Source organism: Pseudoalteromonas sp. SaAl2, from assembly GCF_052947895.1.
This window is the reverse complement of the sequence record NZ_CM129605.1, coordinates 2,969,804-2,990,054: the sequence shown is the minus strand read 5'-3', so window position 1 is coordinate 2,990,054 and position 20,251 is coordinate 2,969,804. Positions and strand designations below refer to the sequence as shown.

Below are 20,251 nucleotides of genomic sequence, written 5' to 3'. Positions count from 1 at the left end.
AAATCAAATAGTAGTCTGTTGCTTAATTTATACTCATAGGTTCTATTGTGCAAAAGAATTTGAAGATGCCTAAAAGTAGTCGCTATCAAAAAGTCTGTGATGTATTTACTAACAAAGTTATTGCCTGCTCTAAGGAAACCCATCTTATAGAAGCTGTAAAGCTAATGCGAGCACATAATGTTAGCGCTATTTTTATTGAAAAGCAGCAAGAGGTTATAGGTGTCTGGACTGAATCTGATTGCATGAAACTTGATTTTACTTATCAACAGATTAAAGGGCTAACAATTGGTTGTGTGATGTCGAGCCCTGTATTGAGTATTTCAAGTCAACGGTTATTGAGTGATGCAGCGTTAGTATTTCATCAAAATGGTGTACGCCACTTACTGGTGACAGACAAAAGTGGTCTTGTATGTGGTGTAATTAGCGTAAGCGATATTGTGCGTAATCAAGGGTTGGATCATTATTTACAATTTAGAGCGATCAACGATCAATATAATAAAGATGTGTTAATTGTCTCGAGCCAGATGATGGTTACTGATGCTATTAAACTAATGCGGGAACGTAATGATAAAGCGATTTTAGTTTTTAATGAACAGCTACAAAAGCACGGTATTATTACCCAGCGTGACCTTTTAAGCCTTATACTTGAGCATCAAAATGGTGGCATATGCTGGGACTTTGCCTGTAGACCTACCTATCAAATCAGTTCTACTGGGAGCTTATTTGATGCTTATCGGTTGATGTCTAGTAATAATGTACGCCACCTAGTTGTTGTTGATAATAATAACGTTTTGGGGGTGCTGTCTTTAGAGCATTTAATCAATGAGATTGAAAGTGCATACTGTTGCGAGCTTGAAAAAGTGCTTGAGCAACGAGATGCCGCACTACAACATTCGCAGAGTAACCTTTACCTAGCAAATAAAATTATAAATTCTTCTCTAGATGGCATCATGATCACTTCGCAAGAAGGGATCATTATTCAAGTTAACCCTGCTTTTACTCAGTTAACGGGCTATAAAGAGTTTGATGTCATTGGCAAGCGGCCTAATATTCTTAGCTCAGGGCGTCATGATAAGCCATTTTATATTGATATGTGGCATGAAATTACTACTAAGGGAGTTTGGCAGGGGGAGATATGTAACCGTAAAAAAGCGGTGATCTTTATGTTGAATGGTTAACTATTATTGAAATAAAAGAGCTAAATAATGCAGATGTACTTTATGCTGCCATTTTTAGCGATATCACCGAGCGCAAAAATGCAGAAGAAAAAATAGTTCAGTTAGCTTATTTTGACGAGCTTACAGGCTTACCCAATCGGCGCTTGTTTAACGATCGATTACAAATGGCACTCGCCACAGCACACCGTGATAGTACTCTGTTAGCAGTGATGTTTATCGACTTAGACCGCTTCAAAGAAATAAACGACACATTGGGCCATAGCGCTGGTGATTGCTTATTACAACTCGTTGCAAAACGTATTCAATGTGTTTTAAATGAAGGAGATACGCTTGCACGCTTAGGTGGTGATGAATTTGTACTATTGTTTGATGTGGATAGCTTTGAGTATGTTAGTGAAGTCGCAGAAATAATTCTGAATAAACTCAATACGCCATTTTTGCTCGATAGCGCACAAGTAGGTGTAACAGCTTCAATTGGCGCCGCTATTTATCCTGAAGATGGCCAAGATAGTGAAACGTTACTAAAGCATGCTGATATTGCAATGTATCGCTCTAAAGAGCAAGGACGCAATTCGTTCCAACTATTTAAACCATCAATGAATGCACGATCTTTAGAGCGCTTAGCTATGATGAGCCGCTTTCAATATGCACTTGATAATGATGAGTTTGAGTTGTACTTTCAGCCTAAGCTAAACCTAAAAACAAATTGCATTCAGGGCGTTGAGGCTTTATTACGTTGGGACGACCCTACCTTGGGTATGATTTCACCTGCGCATTTTATTCCTTTGGCCGAGGAGTTAGGTCTCATTGTGCGGTTAGATTTATGGGTTATCGAACAAGCAGGCAAACAGTTGGCAACGTGGCAAGCACTAGGTATTAATGCAGGGCGTTTAGCAATTAATATTTCAGCGTGTCATTTAAGTCAAGGGAAATTGGTACAGCATATTGATCAGATGCTCAAACGTTATCAACTTCCAGGTAGTTTATTAGAGATAGAATTAACAGAAAGCAGTTTTATCGGTTCCTTTCCTCAAGCTAAAAAGCAATTACAGCAAATAAAGTCTTTGGGGGTCTATGTTGCCTTAGATGATTTTGGTACTGGTTACTCGGCCTTAAGTTACTTAACTAAGTTACCTTTTGATACATTAAAGATAGATGCTAGCTTTATTGCGAAAGTCCCCGATGAATACGGTAATAGTGAGATTGTGGCGGCCATTATTGCGCTAGCAAGTAATTTAAACTTATTAGTTGTTGCTGAAGGGGTGGAGAAAGCTTCACAACAAGCATATTTGTTGAGTTTAGGCTGTGATGTAATACAAGGATATCATTATTGCCGCCCTTTAGCGCAGCGGCAATGGGTTGATTTTTATACGCAGTTTACTCAACAGTCACTTCATAAGAAGTAAACTTACGGATATTGATTACGCCATTATCAAAAATTAAATACTGGCCTTTTATACCTTGCAATATGCCACTTACTACAGGGTCTTTATCAAAATTGAATGAGCTTATTTTGCTCGGATAAGCACTCACTGGGAACTCTAAATCCACAACTTCTTCATCAAGTTGCTCAATTGCTGTTGCACCGAATAATTCAGCGAGCTCATTAAGTTTGTCTGCAATTTGCGGTATTAATTCTGCAGCAGCGGCTTTTAGATCAAGCACATCATTTTGCCCTTTGAGCATATTGCGCCAATTAGTTTTATCGGCAATAAACTGCGCTAATGCAACTTCAACTAAGCCAGATTGTAACCGAGTTTGTACCTTAAATATTGGTAATGCCTGAGTTGCACCTTGATCAATCCAGCGAGTCGGAATTTGCGTGTGGCGTGTAATCCCTACTTTTAGACCTGAGGTGTTAGCCAAATATACGTAATGTGGGATCATGCAGTTTTCTTCACCCCATTGTGGCTCTCGGCATGTGCCTTGGTCGTAGTGACAGGTCTCAGGCTTCATTATGCACATATCACAGCTTGCTAGCTTACGCATGCAGACAAAGCAGTGTCCTTGAGAATAACTTTTTTTGGTTTTTTTACCGCAATTTGAGCATAAAATTGTGCCGCTAAAAGTGAGTGTTAGTTGTTTACCAATATAAGCATTCAAATCAACCAGCTCTTCACCTACAGGTAGGTGATATTGGATTGGTTGAGTAAGAGAAGATTTTAACTTCTTAATAGTACCTTGCATCTTTACGCCCCTAAAGATGTTTAAAAAGGGGATTTTATCAGTAATCTGTAAAGTTGTGGCACTTTAACTGTAATTGCCTTATTTATTTTTACTTAACCAGTCTAGGTAACTATCAAAAGAAAGCGCTTTAGAATAGTAATAGCCTTGACTAAAGTCTGCGCCCATTGATTTTAATAAGCGGTGAGTTTGCTCATCTTCAACCCCTTCAGCGGTTACACTTAAGCCTAGGTTATGGGCCATATCAATGGCTGTTTTCACGACCACCTTATTAGTAGGATTTGCTTCTAGATCAATAACAAATGACTTATCAATTTTTAAATTAGCAAAGGTATAATGCAGTAAATAAGTCAAAGAAGCATAACCAGTACCAAAGTCGTCAAGTACCACAGTAACGCCAATTTCATTTAATTGCTTTATGAGCGTCTGCATTTGTTGTTGATCGCCAATTAATGCGGTTTCCGTGAGTTCTAATTTGAGTTGCTTTGCAGGTGCATTATATTTCAATAAGGTGTTTTCAATTTTTTCAGCTAATTGCACTATGCTTATGTTTTTAGCGCTTAAATTAGCACTAACGCAGTGCCCGCTGTAACCCTGCTTATTAAGCTGGGCAATGTCTTGGCAGGCTTTGTCCAATACCCATAAGGTGAGCTCGTTAATAAGTCCTGTGCGTTCGGCTAATTGAATAAGCTGCTCTATATTTATGTGCTGATACTCAGCACAAGGCCAACGTAACAGGACTTCACTACCTACTACTTGGTTGTTGGTTAGGTCAGTCTGAGGTTGGTGATATAATGCCAGTTCATTGGCTCTTATCGCCTCTTGTAGTTTTGCTGCCAGCTCAATGTCCATGGCTTGGTTAGGTTGTTGTTGTGAGTTACTAATGCGACTCACCGTGGTTCTTGCTTGTTTTAATGCCACATAACCACGTTGTAGGCTTGCTTCAAAGTTATTGGCAGTATTGGGAAAACTGATCCCGACACTGTATTCTAGCTGTAAGTTTAACCCTTGTATTTGGTAGTTCTTTGGTAAGCCTTTAATGATCTTTGTTAAATTTAGAGATAGCTCTTCAGCGGATTGCGCTTTAGTTGAAATACAGGCAAATACCCCCGTGCCTAAGTCGGCAAGTTTAGAGTTGCTATCTAAGGTTGAATCTAAAAAGTAAAACTGACGTTCGCCAACTAGCTGTAGCTCTAATGATTTTGCTACCTTGATGATTAATTCATTGCTTTTTGTCGGTGTCAAAATGGTATCTAGTGAGTGAAAATAACGAATTTTAATTAGGCACAGGGTGTTTTGTCTTTGCTGCTGCTCAAGTGCCATATAAGCTTGCTTTAACATTGCACTATTAAGAAGTTTGGTTTGCTGAGTGTGAGTAGCATGATAAAGCGCTCGCTCTCTTTGATAGCGAACTCTATCAGCCAAGGCCATGGCCATGAGCACCACTTCGCACAATATAGCAGCTAAAAAAGTATGGCGAATTGCAAAGCTATACGGTAATACTCCCGTTAACTCAAGTGGCTGTATAGCTGCACCTATAATCAAGGGTATCCATGAAATAACATAAAACTTTGCCCAACGAAATCCACTGCGCAGTTTGTTATAAATCATGATGATACAAATTACATAAAGCAGTGCTAAAATAGTAAAAAATATCGGCGCAGCGATGTTTTCAGGAATGATAAAACAGCTTAAGCCTAAAACAAACATGAGCCCCATAAAGTAAACACTGAGTTTATAACGCCAGCATTGCTCTTTATGGTAGCGTAAAAACATGGTACAAAATGCGAGGGTAAATATCGCGATCGCATAGTTACTAACAATAATGTATTTTTGAAAAAACAGTTGCCAACTAATCGGCCACAAGTAAAAACCAAAACCAAGCACGCAGCCCATTAAAATAATCGCGCTAAAAATGTAACCAATATAAATTAAGTAAACGCGATCCTTAATACCAAAAAATAGCACTAAGTTATACAGTGCAGCCATGATCAATACGCCGACAAAAATCCCCCAAATTGCAGTTTGTGAACGGGTTAAATCTTGAAACTCAGTTTCGCCATAGAGATTAATGGGAGTTTTACTAATTCCGGTTGTATCAATTTTTAGTAATAGTTTCTGTTTACTTTGCGGGGTAACTGTTAAGCGTATATGCGGTACACTGTACTCAAAACGGGTGAGCTCTGGGGTTAAGTCGCCAAGTTGCGTAGTCGTTATAATATGATTGCTTTTATCCAAGTGATAAATCGTTAAATGATCGACCATGGGGTTATCAAAATGAGCGACAATTTTTTCATTCTGTTGGCTTCGATTCTCCAGCTCTACTAACAACCAATAATTACGGGGTGTAAAGTTCCAGTTTATATCTGCAAATGACCCCACAGTGAAATCATCTAGGTTATCAATAATTTGATGAGTTGGTAGTTTTTTTGTTTCATCAATAAAGTAACTATGGGATAGGTAAATTGGAGTGGTTTTGTCAATGGTGTATTTTGTAGGGGTCGCTAAATGGCCTGCAAGCGTTGCTATTACATAAAACAACACAAGTAATATTAATACGGCAATAAAATGATAGCGTAAGTAATTATTTTTCAATTTTTAACGTTCTTTTTCAGTCCCTAGAAATGAGTGTAGCATTAAAAAGCGCAGATAAACTGCGCTTTTTATTAAATTTTAACTGGTTATACCAATTAATTATTTTTCACGAGCGATAGCACGATAAGCTATATCAGTACGATATTCCATACCTTCCCAGCTGATTTCGTCTACAAGCTCATAAGCACGTTGCTGTGCTTGCGTCACTGTATTACCAAGAGCCGTGGCACATAACACACGACCACCTGCGGTTACTACGTTATCGCCGTCTTGCTTAGTACCTGCGTGAAATACTTTTTCACCTTCGGCGTAGCTAACTTTAAGGCCGTTAATTGTATCGCCTTTCGGGTAGCTATCAGGGTAGCCTTTAGCAGCTAAAACCACACCTACAGCAGCGCGTGAGTCGAATTCAATAGTGGTTTTATCAAGTTCTACACGGTTAGCAGCTTCAATCAATTCTACTAAGTCTGATTGTAAGCGTAGCATCATAGGTTGTGTTTCTGGGTCGCCAAAACGACAGTTATACTCAATAACCTTAGGTGTACCGTCGGCGTCGATCATCAGGCCTGCATACAAAAAGCCTGTGTATGGATGACCTTCACTTGCCATACCTTCTACCGTTGGATAGATCACTTCATTCATAATACGCTGGTGGATTTCGTCAGTCACAACAGGCGCAGGTGAGTATGCCCCCATGCCGCCTGTGTTAGGACCTTTATCGCCATTGTAAGCACGTTTATGATCTTGGCTAGTAGCAAACGGGAGTACGTTTTTACCATCAACCATCACGATGAATGACGCTTCTTCGCCTTCTAAAAATTCTTCGATTACTACGCGGCTTCCCGCTTCACCAAAGGCGTTACCAGCTAGCATATCGCGGATAGCAGCTTCAGCTTCGCGCTCGTCCATGGCAACAATAACGCCTTTACCGGCAGCTAAACCGTCAGCTTTGATGACAATCGGTGCACCTTTTTCTTTTAAATAGGCAAGGGCAGGTTCAATTTGTTCAAAGGTTTGGTAATCTGCAGTTGGAATATTATGGCGTGCTAAAAAGTCTTTAGTAAATGACTTAGAGCCTTCTAGTTGTGCTGCACCTGCTGTTGGGCCAAAGATAGCTAAGCCGTGTTCACGGAACTTATCTACCACACCTAGTACCAGTGGCACTTCAGGACCTACGATAGTAAGGCCAACATTGTTTTGCTTTGCAAAATTAAGTAGACCATCTAAGTCTTCAACATTAATTGTAACGTTTTCAAGTTTTGGCTCAAGTGCAGTACCTGCATTACCCGGAGCAACAAAAACGGTAGTAACTTTGGTATTTTGAGCGGCTTTAAACGCAAGTGCGTGTTCGCGGCCGCCGCTGCCAATGACTAATACATTCATGGCGAATATCCTATTTAAAGCGGTTTTTTAAATTTCAGCGTCATGCGGTCACTTTCACCAATGGCTTTATACTTAGCAGCATCTTGCTCGCCAAGTCTTAGGCTAGGTGGCAGTGTCCATACCCCTTTAGGGTGATCGGCTGTATCAAGTGAATTTGCATTTATGTCACTGCTTGCTTCAAGTTCAAAACCTGCTTTTTTAGCAAGTTCGACTACAACACTTTGCTTCATATAACCTGATGATTTTTGCATTTCATCATCGCGCTCTTCTGGCAAGCGGTGTTCAACTACACCTAAGGTACCGCCTGGTTTGAGCGCAGTGTAAAACGATTTGAAAGCGTTAGCTGCCGCCTCTTTATCTTTGCTCATATACCAGTTATGAACGTTACGAAAGGTTAAAACCATATCCGCACTGCCAGCTGGTGCAATATCTAAATGTGTTGAAGGGGCAAACTCAGTAATTTTTACTTTACTGAATCGTTCATCCTCAGCGACTTTCTTTTTAAAGCCTGCTAATGAACGTTGATAGTAGCCAACCGATGAATCTGCAGGGAAGTGCGCAGCATAATAGGTGCCGTGATCTTTCAATGCTGGTGCTAAAATGTCACTGTACCAGCCACCGCCAGGGGCAATTTCAACCACTGTCATGCTTGGTTTAAAACCAAAAAATTCCAGTGTTTGTACTGGGTGGCGGTATTGATCGCGTTCAGTGTTACGTTCGGTTGCTTTAACTGCATGTGTTAATGCTGAATCATGGCCGTGATTATGAGCAACGGCGGTAGTAGCACTGACTGCTAAAGTGGCAACCAGTAACGTTTTTAGTGCAAATTTCATCGTCTGTTCCTTCACATTATAATTTTACGAGAGGTTATAGAATAAGCAGAATACGTGAATTTGATGCAAACAAAAAGAGCTAACTGATGCAGTTAGCTCTTTGTGTGATTAGTGGCGGAAGTGACGCATACCAGTAAACACCATTGCCATGCCAGCTTCGTCAGCAGCAGCGATAACTTCTTCATCGCGCATTGAACCACCTGGTTGAATTACAGCAGTAATACCTGCCTCTGCAGCAGCATCAATACCATCACGGAATGGGAAGAATGCATCAGATGCCATTACTGATCCCTTAACTTCAAGGTTTTCATCAGCAGCTTTAATACCAGCAATTTTAGCTGAGTAAACGCGGCTCATTTGGCCTGCACCTACACCGATTGTCATGCCGTCACGGGCATATACAATAGCGTTTGATTTAACAAATTTAGCGACTTTCCAGCAGAATAATAAGTCTTTAAGTTCTTGCTCAGTAGGCTGGCGCTTAGAGACAACTTTTAAGTCGCCTTGCGTTACCATACCTAAATCACGGTCTTGAATTAACACACCGCCATTAACGCGTTTGATGTCGTGGCCTGTGCCTTTAGCAGAGAACTCACCACACTCAAGCAAGCGTACATTTTGCTTAGCCGAAACAATTTGAGCGGCTGCATCAGATACTTTAGGTGCGATGATTACTTCAACAAATTGACGTGCAACAATCGCTTCCGCAGTGTCAGCATCAAGTTCTTGGTTAAAGGCAATGATGCCACCAAATGCTGATGTAGGATCTGTTTTGAACGCGCGGTCATAGGCTTCAAGAATGTTTTCACCAATTGATACGCCACAAGGGTTAGCATGTTTAACAATAACACAGGCTGGCACGTCAAACTCTTTAACACATTCAAGAGCCGCGTCAGTGTCTGCAATGTTGTTGAACGATAAGGCTTTACCTTGAAGTTGTACGGCGGTTGCAACAGACGCTTCTTGTACGTCGTTCTCAACATAAAAAGCCGCGTCTTGGTGTGAGTTTTCACCGTAGCGCATATCTTGCTTTTTAGTGAACTGCATATTGATTGTACGTGGGAACTTTGTTTCCTCAGCCGCTTCATCAGTGTAGTCAGCAACCATTTTACCGAAGTAGTTAGCAATCATGCCATCGTACTGTGCAGTATGCTCGTAAGCGGCAATAGCTAAATCAAAACGTGTCTTGTACGTTGTTGAGCCATTGTTGCTTTGCATTTCGCTGATCACGCGATCGTAATCTTTTGCATTTACTACGATGGTCACGTCTTTGTGGTTCTTAGCTGCGGCACGCACCATAGTTGGGCCACCGATATCAATATTTTCAATGGCATCTTCAAGGCTGCAGTTTTCTTGAGCGACTGTATTCGCAAAGGGGTATAAGTTAACTACAACAATATCGATAGCAGAGATATTATTCTCAGCCATTACGTCTTCATCTTGGCCACGACGCGCTAAAATGCCGCCATGAATTTTTGGATGAAGAGTTTTTACGCGACCATCCATGATCTCAGGGTGACCTGTGTGGTCAGATACTTCAGTGACTTTAATGCCGTTATCAGCAAGTAATTTACAAGTACCGCCAGTTGATAAAAGTTCGACACCTTGTGTTTCAAGTGAACGAGCAAATTCAACGATACCGGTTTTATCTGACACACTTAGTAGTGCGCGACGAATTGGACGATGTGTATCCATTGTAGTTTGATTACCTCAGTGTTTGAGCTAGCTTAGAAAGGCGCTATTTTAACTGAATATCGCTTAAAAAACGATATTTAAAGAGTGAGGATTTTTAAAGATATAAAAAAAGCACCCGAAGGTGCTTTTTACTCAAAATACTTTATACCAGCTGTATTGGATTAGTAAGCAATTATAACGACAGAGAAATAAGTCAATAACAAGGCAAAAATTTTGCTGTGTAGTTATTCTACATAAAAAATTTTTAACGCAGTTAAGGGCTTATTTAACTCGTTAGAATGATTACGGTTTCAATATAGCTGGTATTAGTTCATGCCGTATTTCTTAAGCTTCTTACGTAAAGTACCACGGTTGATACCTAGTAAGATTGCAGCACGTGTTTGGTTACCACGTGTATAAGTCATTACTTCTTCAAGTAATGGTGCTTCTAGCTCTGAAAGAACAAGGTCGTAAACGTCTTGCACATCTTGACCGTTAAGCTGTTTTAAATAGTGATGAACAGCTTTTTTCACTGCATCGCGTAATGGCTGCGGTTTCTCGTGCGACTGAACATGAGGGTTAGTGATAAATGGAGAAGTCACGTTTTGTTCGAACATTGTTTATATCTCTTTCTTTCTTAGTTAGCTGCTAGTGTTTTAAAGTATTGCTCTAATGTCTCGATTTGTGCCTGTGGATTATCGAGAGCATTAAATACTCGCCTAAACTGACCGTCACTGTCATGGGTTTGCAAATACCAAGATACATGTTTGCGAGCAATGCGCGCTCCCATTGGTTCCCCGTAAAACGCATGAAGGTTCACTAAGTGTTCCATCAAAATACCACGTACTTCCTCAATTGGAGGTGTAGGTAAATGTTCTCCGGTTCGCAAATAGTGGTCTATCTCCCTAAATATCCAAGGGCGACCTTGGGCGGCTCGACCAATCATAATGGCATCTGCACCCGTATAGTCTAAAACCTGTTTTGCTTTTTCAGGTGAGGTAATATCACCATTAGCAACCACAGGTATCGACACTGAACGTTTAATATCCTTAATTGTGGCGTATTCTGCTTCACCTTTATACATACATGCGCGAGTACGCCCATGTACGGCTAATGAAGCAATACCATAACGTTCAGCTATTCTCGCAATCTCTACACCGTTGCGGTTGTCCTGATCCCATCCAGTTCGGATTTTTAGTGTCACAGGTACATCAACAGCATTAACTACTGCATCAATAATCTCTTCGACTAACTCAGGAAACTGCAATAACGCTGAGCCTGCAAGTTTCTTGTTCACTTTCTTAGCTGGGCACCCCATATTTATATCTATGATTTGTGCACCATTGCTGACATTGAATTGTGCGGCCTGAGCCATCAGCTCAGGATCAGCTCCTGCGATCTGCACCGCGCGTATTCCTGATTCACCGCTGTGATCCATACGGTTCATCGATTTTTCGGTTTTCCATACTTTAGGATTCGACGATAGCATTTCAGACACGGCCAGCCCCGCACCTAAGCGTCGGCAAAGCTGTCTAAATGGTCTGTCTGTAATGCCTGCCATTGGCGCGACAATTACATTGTTCTCAAGTTGGTATGAACCGATACGCACTGTATTCAATAGGCCTCTTTTCAAGGGGCGCTAAGTTTACGGTGTTTTCACTAAAAATCAAAGGCTATAAATTGAACAAAAGTGACTTTTTTTTTGCCTTTTTCGTATTGACTTTTGATAACAGTTTGACGGGCGGGTTGATTTGTTTGATATTTATACAAAACAAATTTACTGGTAATAATTTACACGGTAAATGAATGTGTGAATAATAGGTAAAGCCTGTTAACTACAGGCTTTACAAACGTATTTAGAGTTAATGCTTAAACTAAGGTAATACGATTAGTTGGCGTTTTTTTCACCGCTTACTCGTGTCCATTCACCTTCAACAGCAATTTCATCAAGGGCAATAAACGGCGCATAAACATCAGCAACTGACTGCGCTTGTTCCTGTAAAATACCTGACATAGCAATTTTACCGCCTGGTTTTAACAAGCCTAAAATCACGCTGTGTAATTCACGAAGTGGTGCGGCTAAAATGTTTGCTACTACTATATCAGCTGTAAATTCAGGCTGATTTTCAGGTAGGTAAACTTCCAATTTGTCGGCTACACCATTGCGCTGTGCGTTATCTAAACTTGCCTCAAGTGCTTGTGGATCGATATCGATGCCTATCATACGCTCGGCACCTAATTTGATGGCTGCAATGCCTAAAATACCTGAGCCACAACCAAAGTCGACTACGGTTTTGCCTGTTAAGTCTTGGCTTTCAAGCCATTTTAAACACAATGCGGTAGTAGCATGAGTGCCAGTACCAAACGCAAGGCCCGGATCAAGGAGCACATTAACAGCATCAGGGTCTGGAATATCGCGCCAGCTCGGACAAATCCATAGTTTTTTGCCAAATTGAATCGGATGGAAGTTATCCATCCATTCACGCTCCCAATCTTTATCTTCTAGTTGTTCTACTTTATAAACTAACGAGTCTTTTATCTCGTCATGGCGCTTTAAAAGCTCAATTACCGCGTTCATATCGTGATTCGCTTCGAACAGGCCAATAACCGTTGTATCAGCCCAAAACTCGACGGTGCCAATTTTAGGCTCATAGATAGGCGTATCTTTAGCATCAATAAAGGTAACTGATGCGCTACCAGCTTCCATTAATAAGTCACTGACTGCATCAGCGGTTGCTGCGTTAGCATTGATACGGATTTGGATCCAAGCCATGATAGTTTCCTTGAAATAGAAAAAGGCCGCTACGGCGGCCTTTTGATTATGTTTGTTAGCTGCTAATTATTTAGCGTCTAAGAAGCTCTTAAGTAAATCAGAGCGAGAAGGGTGGCGTAGTTTACGCAGTGCCTTCGCTTCGATTTGACGAATACGCTCACGTGTTACGTCAAACTGCTTACCTACTTCTTCTAAAGTATGGTCGGTATTCATATCGATACCAAAACGCATACGTAATACTTTAGCTTCACGGGCTGTTAGGCCTGCAAGTACATCGTTGGTAGCACCACGAAGAGATTCCATTGTTGCCGAGTCAATTGGCGAATCAATGGTGGTATCTTCGATAAAGTCACCTAAGTGCGAATCTTCATCATCACCGATTGGTGTTTCCATCGAAATTGGCTCTTTTGCAATCTTAAGTACCTTACGGATTTTATCCTCAGGCATCATCATGCGTTCTGCTAATTCTTCAGGGTTTGGCTCACGACCCATTTCTTGTAGCATTTGACGTGAAATACGATTCAATTTATTAATCGTTTCAATCATATGTACCGGAATACGGATTGTACGTGCTTGGTCAGCGATAGAGCGAGTGATTGCCTGACGGATCCACCACGTAGCATAAGTTGAAAACTTATAACCACGGCGATATTCAAACTTATCAACTGCTTTCATTAGACCAATGTTACCTTCTTGGATTAAGTCCAAGAATTGTAAACCACGGTTGGTGTATTTTTTCGCAATTGAGATAACAAGACGTAAGTTAGCTTCAACCATTTCTTTTTTCGCGCGACGGGCTTTTGCCTCACCGATACTCATACGACGGTTGATGTCTTTAATACGCTCAATGCTTAAACCTGTGCTCTCTTCAATAACACATAGTTTATTAATGCAACGAATTATTTCTGGCTTAACTTCTTCAAGTTTAGCTGAATGCTTTTCGTTAGCGGCAATTTCTAAATCGAGCCACGATGCATCTGTTTCGTTATTTGCAAAATGCTTAACAAAGGTTTTCTTTGGTAATTTTGCAAATTGTACCGCTTGTTTCATGATGAGACGTTCTTGTACACGTACTCTGTCCATCATTTCACGCATGTTATTAACCATGCGATCAAACTGTTTTGGTACTAATTTAAATGTTCTGAATAACTCACCGATCTCAAAAATAGCGGCTTGAGAATCTGGGTGTGAACGACCTTTTTTATCAAAAGTGTCGCGCGCTTTGTTATAAAGATCACGAAGGTTTTCAAAGTGTATACGGGCTTCTTCAGGATCTGGGCCGGTATCTACTTCTTCTTCATCATCATCGTCACTATCTGCATCATCTTCATCTTCATCTTCTTCATCAAGTTCTTTTTCACTTAATTCAGAACCAATGTGCGTTGCAGAAATTTGAGCTTCATCTTCGTTAGGATCAAAGAAACCAGAGATAATGTCGCTTAAGCGCATTTCTTCTGCTTCAAATTTATCCCACTGTTCAAGAAGATAAGTAATTGCTTCAGGGTACTCAGCAACCGAGATCTGTACTTGGTTGATGCCTTCTTCAATACGCTTAGCGATGACAATTTCGCCTTCACGGGTCAGTAGTTCAACTGTGCCCATTTCTCGCATATACATACGAACCGGATCCGTAGTACGGCCGATTTCTTTGTCTACAGTAGCAAGCGCAGCGGCTGCGGCTTCTGCTGCGTCTTCATCTGTCGTGGTTTCTTGCATCATCAATTCATCGGCATCAGGTGCGTTTTCGCTAACCTTTATACCCATATCATTGATCATGCTAATGATATCTTCTACTTGATCTGAATCGATAATATCTTGTGGAAGGTGATCATTAACTTCTGCAAAAGTTAAATAACCTTGCTCTTTACCTTTTTGAATCAGAAGTTTTAATTGTGACTGAGGAGTTGGATCCATAGAGATTGTTTCTTCCACTCTGATAAGTTGATACAACAGGCGCCAGCTCGCTTAATTCATATAAGCCAAGCTAAGTATAATTTGACGCAGTGAATAGCACAGTATAGCAACAAAAATCAATTTTGGCTAGCTGTTAGTGCCTTTTAGCGCTTGAGTTAATAAATGACACTCAAGTCTTTCATCGCTATTTAACCCTTGGGTCTTGTCCTTTATTAATAGGGTCTCGAGTCGATAATTTAAACACTGATCTTCAATAAATTTAAAAGTATTTTTAAATTCATCCTCTAACCGGTCGTCATTTATTTCATGGCGCCAAGTTGCAAGTTTTATAAGTGCTTCATATTCTGGGCTTTCTCTAAACGCCTCAAGTAGTTGGGCGGTAGTAGTTGTGCCTTTTTGTAACGCGTAGTGCTGTAATTTAATCAACAGAGCGATACCTGCAATATTCATTTGTGCTAAGTCAGGCAAATAAGGTACTGCGTTCGCTAAATTAGGGTGTTGTACCAATAAACCAATAGCACGACGCATCGGCGTTATTTTAAACTTACGCTCAATAGCATGCTGTTGTTTCGGTGTTTTTAAACGGCTATTTAGCTGCTCTTTTGTACGCCCAATAAGGCGACCAAGTTGCTCTAGTAAGTTTTCTTGATAAAACTCACTAGGGATTTTTTCAATCAGAGGTAGTACCGCACTAAGTAACTTTGCTTTACCTGCATCAGTTGTTAAATCAATTTCTTGGCTTAGCTTATTAAACAATACTTGAGTAAAGTTATCCGCTTGAACTAAGCGTTGCTCAAACGCGTCTTTGCCTTCTTGTTGCACGAGCGAATCAGGGTCTTCGCCATCAGGCAAAAATACAAATTGCAGTGCTTTACCATCACTCAAATAGGGCAGTGCATTTTCAAGTGCACGCCAAGCTGCATCGCGACCTGCGCGGTCACCATCGTAACAACATATTACTTTGTCTGTGGTTCTAAATAAAGTATGCATGTGTTCAGCTGTCGTCGCCGTGCCTAGAGCCGCTACTGCGTACTCTATATCTTGCTCACTGAGCGCGACCACATCCATATAGCCTTCAACAATAAGAATATGCTCAAGCTTTTTATGTGCTTGCTTTGCCTCGTAAAGTCCATAAAGTTCAAACCCTTTGTGGAAAATACGGGTTTCAGGGGAGTTTAAATATTTGGGTCCTTGGTCAGCTTGCATTACACGACCACCAAAGGCGATTACACGGCCTCGTTTATCACGAATAGGAAACATTAAGCGGTCGCGGAAAAAATCAAACTGTCTGCCAGGAGTTTTCTCTGAAGCGAGTTTTAGTTCTACTAGCTGCTCTTTTTGTTCTTTATTACGTCCTAGTTGTTGGCACAAGGCCTCCCATTCACTTGGGGCATAGCCAATCATAAACTTTTTAACGGTTTCGCCACTTAAGCCACGGCCTTTGACATATTCAATGACATCAGCAGAATTTGCATGGTGCTTTAATTGATGCTGATAAAAGCGGGCGGCATGCAACATTAAATCGTAATCAGAACGTTTTTGTTCAGCAGTTCTTTGTGGGCCAGAGCTGGTGTTACCTTGTTCGCGTGGTACGTCGAGGTTTAATAAGCTGGCAAGTTCTTCAATTGCATCAACAAACTCAAGTTTATCGTATTCCATTACAAAGGAGATTGCGTTACCGTTAGCGCCACAACCAAAGCAATGATAAAACTGTTTATCTTGTGAAACAGTAAACGAAGGAGACTTTTCGTTATGGAAAGGGCAACACGCTTGGTAATCTTTACCGGCTTTTTTAAGACCAACTTTAGAGTCAATGAGCTCGACAATATCTGTTCTGGCGAGTAAATCGTCAATAAAATTTCGTGGTATCTTTCCGGCCATTATTAAAGTGTAGTCCTGAAATGAATAGAAAAAGGTGAACGAATTAGCTTTCGTTCTACAAATTTAGATTTGAACACAAACGTTATTTTTATTAAAGCTAAAAACGAAGAAACCGAGCACGTGGCTCGGTTTGCTTCAATCATACTTTATGTATGTGGGCGTATTAGGCTGTTAATCGTTGCTTAATTAAACCGGAGATCTTACCTAAATCGGCGCGACCTTCAGCTTTGCTTTTGATTATACCCATTACTTTACCCATGTCTTGCATACCAGCTGCGTTAGTGTCAGCAATAGCCGCATCAATGAGAGCAATGATTTCGTCTTCACTCAATTGTTGAGGTAAAAACTCTTCAAGCGCTTTAATTTCACTGGCTTCAACTTCAGCTAAATCATCACGCCCAGCATCTTTATACTGAGTGTAAGAATCGCGGCGTTGTTTAACAAGCTTCACTAAGACCGCGGTAATACCGTCATCATCAAGTGTTATTTGCTCGTCAATCTCACGCTGCTTGATTGCAGCAAGTACCATACGAATAGGGTTAAGACGTGTTTTGTCTTTCGCTCGCATCGCATCTTTTTGTGCATCTTTTAGCTTTATTAAAAGGCTCATTTATACAAGACCTAATACTATTAGTATAATTTAACGCGACGTGCGTTATCGCGAGAAAGCTTCTTCATGTGACGCTTAACCGCTGCAGCTTTTTTACGCTTACGCTCAGCTGTTGGCTTTTCATAGTGCTCGCGACGACGAACTTCTGAAAGGATACCTGCTTTTTCACATGAACGCTTGAAGCGACGAAGTGCTACGTCAAACGGTTCGTTCTCTCTTACTTTAATTACTGGCATTAAAAATTCACCTACCTAAATAATGAGCGTTGCTCAAGTTGATCAAACAATGATCAAGTGGTTCAAAAATGGTGCGGTATTGTAATCCGAAGCCACACCACATGTAAAGGATAAATATTGTCTGTTCTAATAGTAAACGAAAAATATCGCTATGTTGCTAATTTTACTGAAATTGATACAGACGACAAAGTACTTGCCCTGCGACTTTTTCTTTTAATAACAGCCAATTGCTAGGAAGATCTAAATTGTTAAGTTCACTTTCAACTTCGACATAAATCAACGCATTTTCACTTAACCAGTTATTTTTTATCAGTAAATCACAGCATGGTTTAGCTAAGTTTTGGCGAAAAGGCGGGTCAACAAAAACTAAATCAAATTGTTGTTCGTTGGTGTTTTGAGCTAAATAACGCAAACTATCGGTGCAATAAATGTCGGCATTATTCAAATTAAGCGTTTGCGCGTTTGTTTTTAATTGCGCACTGGCTGAATTGTCCATTTCTAAAAACGTGGCGCTGTGAGCAAACCGAGAGAGCGCTTCAAAGCCCAGCCCGCCGGAACCTGCAAAGCAATCGAGTACTTTAGCATCTCGGGTATCTTGCATTAACCAATTAAAAACAGTTTCTTTTATACGATCGGTCGTTGGACGCAATCCTTGTACATCTTTAACAGGTAACTTACGATTGCGAAACTGCCCGCTGATGATTCGAATAAAACCATCATTTGATTTGTTATTTGGCTGTTTTTGTGGTGATTTTTTTCTCATTTAACTCACTAATAAATGGTATCTGTTACGCGGCTCAGATAATATTGTACTGATATCGTAGCGCGTCATTTTTCAACTGCGCTAAAAGTGTTACCATAAGCATCTTGGACAATAGTTTTATCAATGGCTTTAAAAGCGGGTTCAGATAAAACTATTTGCATTAGTTTATCAGATTTTTATAAGTGGTTTTTAGCAACTATGGCAAAAAAAAGTAAATTCCTGTCTTGGCTAGGTTTTGGCAAATCAGAAAATAAACAACAAACAGAGCAGGCAGCAGAGGCTGATAACCAAAAGCAATTAGCAGAGCAAGAGCGCATTGCTGCAGAAAAAGCAGAAGCAGAACGTGTAGAGCAAGAGCGTATTGCTGCAGAAAAAGTAGAAGCTGAACGTATAGAGCAAGAGCTTATTGCTGCAGAAAGAGCAGAAGCTGAACGCATAGAACAAGAGCGTATTGCTGCAGAAAGAGCAGAAGCTGAACGCATAGAACAAGAGCGTATTGCTGCAGAAAGAGCAGAAGCAGAACGTGTAGAGCAAGAGCGTATTGCTGCAGAAAAAGCAGAAGCTGAACGTGTAGAGCAAGAGCGCATTGCTGCAGAAAAAGCAGAAGCTGAACGTGCAGAACAAGAGCGCATTGCAGCAGAAAAAGCGCATGAACAGCTACTTGCAGCAGAGCAGGCTGAACAACTGCGTCGTGAGCAAGCAGATCGTTTAGCACAGCAAGAAGAAGCAATGCGTTTGGAACTTGAACGCAAAGCAGCAGAGCAAGCGCAACATGATGCTGAATTAGAGCAACAACGCATTGCGACTGAAAAGGCCGAGCGTGTAGAGCAAGAACGCATCGCTGCAGAGAAAGCAGAGGCTGAGCGTTTAGAGCAAGAACGTATTGCTGCAGAGAAAGCAGAGGCTGAGCGTTTAGTGCAAGAACGTATTGCTGCAGAGAAGGTAGAGGCTGAACGTGTAGAGCAAGAACGCATCGCTGCAGAGAAAGCAGAGGCTGAGCGTTTAGAGCAAGAACGCATTGCAGCAGAAGCTGAGACAGAGCGCCTAGAGCAAGAACGTATTGCTGCAGAGCAAGCAGAGGCTGAACGTGTAGAGCAAGAACGCATTGCAGCAGAGCAAGCTGAGGCTGAGCGTGCAGAACAAGAACGCATTGCAGCAGAAGCTGAGACAGAGCGCCTAGAGCAAGAACGTATTGCCGCAGAAGCTGAGGCAGAACGCCTAGAACAAGAGCGCTTGACTGCAGAGCTTGCCAACGATGAAACCAAAAAAGCTGAAAAGCCTAAGAAAGAAGGCTTTTTCTCTCGACTTAAAAAAGGCTTACTCAAAACAAAGCTAAATATAGGATCTGGTTTTGCGTCAATTTTTAGTGGCAAAAAGATTGACGATGATCTGTTTGAAGAGTTAGAAACACAATTGCTAACCGCTGATTTAGGTGTCGATACAACTATGAAGTTAATCGACAGTTTAACGGATGCAGCAGATCGAAAGCAGCTAAAAGACGGTGATGCACTTTACGAGCTGATGAAGCAAGAAATGGCAACTATGCTTAAAACAGCAGAGCAGCCATTAGAAATCCCGAGTGACAAAAAGCCATTTGTTATTTTAATGGTGGGCGTTAATGGCGTCGGTAAAACCACTACAATCGGTAAGCTTGCTAAGCAATTTCAAAATGAAGGTAAATCAGTGATGCTTGCAGCAGGTGATACCTTCCGTGCTGCGGCAGTTGAGCAGTTGCAAGTATGGGGTGAGCGTAATGAAATCCCCGTGATTGCGCAGCATACGGGTGCGGATAGTGCATCTGTGGTATTTGACGCTTTTCAAGCGGCGAAAGCACGTAATGTTGATGTGTTAATCGCTGATACAGCAGGGCGCTTGCAAAATAAAGATAATTTAATGCAGGAGCTTGAAAAAATAGCCCGTGTAATGAAAAAAATAGACCCAGATGCCCCTCACGAAGTAATGTTAACTATTGATGCAGGCACGGGTCAAAATGCAATTAGCCAAGTAAATCTATTTAATCAGTGTGTTGGTTTAACGGGGATTACACTTTCTAAGTTAGATGGCACAGCTAAAGGTGGCGTGATCTTCGCCGTCGCTGATAAGTTTAATATTCCAATCCGTTATATTGGTGTGGGTGAAAGCATTGATGATTTAAGAGCATTCAATAGTAACGACTTTATCGATGCGCTGTTTAGCCAAGACGAGGACGAAGCATAAATTTAAAAAA

General features: G+C 41.0%; 14 protein-coding genes and 1 pseudogene. 2 read left to right on the top strand and 13 right to left on the bottom strand.

Annotation, left to right across the window (positions count from 1 at the left end):
- Positions 1-65 precede the first annotated feature (65 nt).
- Positions 66-2,584: pseudogene (locus ACU8V8_RS14100) on the top strand (EAL domain-containing protein).
- On the opposite strand, the gene ACU8V8_RS14095 reads toward ACU8V8_RS14100, so the two are convergent.
- From ACU8V8_RS14095 to rsmD, 13 genes are all read right to left on the bottom strand, one after another.
- Complete coding sequence (locus ACU8V8_RS14095) at positions 2,556-3,365, bottom strand: DUF2797 domain-containing protein (RefSeq protein ID WP_446887922.1); 810 nt, start codon at positions 3,363-3,365, stop codon at positions 2,556-2,558. The pseudogene ACU8V8_RS14100 and the gene ACU8V8_RS14095 sit on opposite strands and share 29 nt — an antisense overlap.
- 78 nt (positions 3,366-3,443) lie before the next feature.
- Entirely contained in the window at positions 3,444-5,957 is a 2,514-nt protein-coding gene (locus ACU8V8_RS14090) for an EAL domain-containing protein (RefSeq protein ID WP_446887921.1), read from the bottom strand.
- Positions 5,958-6,056: 99 nt separating this feature from the next.
- Complete coding sequence (purD, locus tag ACU8V8_RS14085; protein WP_446887920.1) at positions 6,057-7,340, bottom strand: phosphoribosylamine--glycine ligase; 1,284 nt, start codon at positions 7,338-7,340, stop codon at positions 6,057-6,059.
- A gap of 14 nt (positions 7,341-7,354) precedes the next feature.
- Complete coding sequence (locus ACU8V8_RS14080; RefSeq protein ID WP_446887919.1) at positions 7,355-8,173, bottom strand: class I SAM-dependent methyltransferase; 819 nt, start codon at positions 8,171-8,173, stop codon at positions 7,355-7,357.
- Between the two features lie 108 nt (positions 8,174-8,281).
- Positions 8,282-9,868 (bottom strand): bifunctional phosphoribosylaminoimidazolecarboxamide formyltransferase/IMP cyclohydrolase, encoded by a 1,587-nt coding sequence (gene purH, locus ACU8V8_RS14075; RefSeq protein WP_446887918.1) that lies wholly within the window; start codon positions 9,866-9,868, stop codon positions 8,282-8,284.
- A 305-nt stretch (positions 9,869-10,173) separates the two neighbouring features.
- On the bottom strand, positions 10,174-10,464 hold the full coding sequence (gene fis, locus ACU8V8_RS14070) for a DNA-binding transcriptional regulator Fis (protein WP_002957804.1): 291 nt from the start codon (positions 10,462-10,464) through the stop codon (positions 10,174-10,176).
- Between the two features lie 20 nt (positions 10,465-10,484).
- On the bottom strand, positions 10,485-11,456 hold the full coding sequence (dusB, locus tag ACU8V8_RS14065) for a tRNA dihydrouridine synthase DusB (protein WP_446889648.1): 972 nt from the start codon (positions 11,454-11,456) through the stop codon (positions 10,485-10,487).
- Between the two features lie 279 nt (positions 11,457-11,735).
- The gene (gene prmA, locus ACU8V8_RS14060) at positions 11,736-12,620 is read right to left on the bottom strand and encodes a 50S ribosomal protein L11 methyltransferase (protein ID WP_446887917.1); all 885 of its coding nucleotides are present in this window, start codon (positions 12,618-12,620) and stop codon (positions 11,736-11,738) included.
- Positions 12,621-12,686: 66 nt separating this feature from the next.
- Positions 12,687-14,534, bottom strand: a complete 1,848-nt coding sequence (rpoD, locus tag ACU8V8_RS14055) for an RNA polymerase sigma factor RpoD (RefSeq protein WP_446887916.1) — start codon at positions 14,532-14,534, stop codon at positions 12,687-12,689.
- Between the two features lie 126 nt (positions 14,535-14,660).
- Entirely contained in the window at positions 14,661-16,415 is a 1,755-nt protein-coding gene (dnaG, locus tag ACU8V8_RS14050; protein WP_446887915.1) for a DNA primase, read from the bottom strand.
- A gap of 163 nt (positions 16,416-16,578) precedes the next feature.
- Positions 16,579-17,025 (bottom strand): GatB/YqeY domain-containing protein, encoded by a 447-nt coding sequence (locus ACU8V8_RS14045; RefSeq protein WP_087533082.1) that lies wholly within the window; start codon positions 17,023-17,025, stop codon positions 16,579-16,581.
- A gap of 20 nt (positions 17,026-17,045) precedes the next feature.
- Entirely contained in the window at positions 17,046-17,261 is a 216-nt protein-coding gene (gene rpsU / locus ACU8V8_RS14040) for a 30S ribosomal protein S21 (protein ID WP_002957797.1), read from the bottom strand.
- Between the two features lie 163 nt (positions 17,262-17,424).
- Positions 17,425-18,024 carry a 16S rRNA (guanine(966)-N(2))-methyltransferase RsmD gene (rsmD, locus tag ACU8V8_RS14035; protein ID WP_446887914.1) on the bottom strand — a complete coding sequence of 200 codons (600 nt, stop codon included), beginning with the start codon at positions 18,022-18,024 and terminating at the stop codon, positions 17,425-17,427.
- A 198-nt stretch (positions 18,025-18,222) separates the two neighbouring features.
- Between rsmD and ftsY the strand changes: the two genes are divergently transcribed.
- Positions 18,223-20,241 (top strand): signal recognition particle-docking protein FtsY, encoded by a 2,019-nt coding sequence (ftsY, locus tag ACU8V8_RS14030; protein ID WP_446889647.1) that lies wholly within the window; start codon positions 18,223-18,225, stop codon positions 20,239-20,241.
- Positions 20,242-20,251: the final 10 nt, after the last annotated feature.